The organism is Candidatus Symbiothrix dinenymphae (genome assembly GCF_001431085.1).
Genome location: NZ_BBRU01000156.1, coordinates 1 through 755, shown reverse-complemented (window position 1 = coordinate 755; position 755 = coordinate 1). Strand labels below are relative to the sequence as shown.

At 38.8% G+C, this 755-nt stretch carries 1 protein-coding gene; it reads left to right on the top strand.

Annotated elements, in window-relative coordinates; all coding sequences use genetic code 11:
* Positions 1 to 355: 355 nt before the first annotated feature.
* Positions 356 to 755, top strand: a 400-nt coding sequence (locus ASC50_RS02345; RefSeq protein ID WP_158648304.1) for a hypothetical protein, incomplete at its 3' end; no start/stop codon positions are given.

Genomic DNA, 755 nt, shown 5'->3' with positions numbered 1-755 from the left:
AAATTATATCGCGCAGAAATCTTGATGAATTGATATACCCTAATTGTGATAACGTAAATCACGAAAGAAAGTTATATTTATTTATTTATTTCTGATACAACTCGAATAAATTTAAATGAAACAAAGGCTATAAAGTGAGGGAAAAAGAGTGAAAATAGCATTGTGAGGATGAAAGCAAGCCTTGTAGGCACTGCCTACGTTGGATTAAAAGCAAGGCTCCGGCTTGCAAATGATTAGTACATAACCGGATAAAGAAACGCATCTTGTTTAAAGATAGCGAATTATCCGAGACAGGTTTCCTTAGTGATTGACTAAGGGGAAGCGAAGTTTTGGCTTTGGGTGCGGAGTGAAAAAAATGTTTGGATTGAAATACGAAAGAAGTATGAAAAGGTTTTTATTGTTGATTGTCATTTGTGTTTGTGGGCGGGCTATAGGCTTCGCCTATAATACGCATGCGCTTGATGGCGTGCTCACATCCATGCATAATACCGAAAATGCCGATTTGTTGTGGCAAATGGATGCTATGGATGCTTTGGGGCAAATCACAGAAAGCACGTTGGGCAATGGATTAAAGCGTGTTTCAGATTTCGACACTTACCATTTGCCGAATCAAATTCTGCTGAAAAACGGGGCATCGGTTATTGACGATGTCAATTATACGTTTAATGCAATGACCGGCAATCTGACCCAGCGCAACGATGTGTCAAACAGAAAAAATGAAGTTTTCGGCTATGATAATCTGAATCGCTTGACTA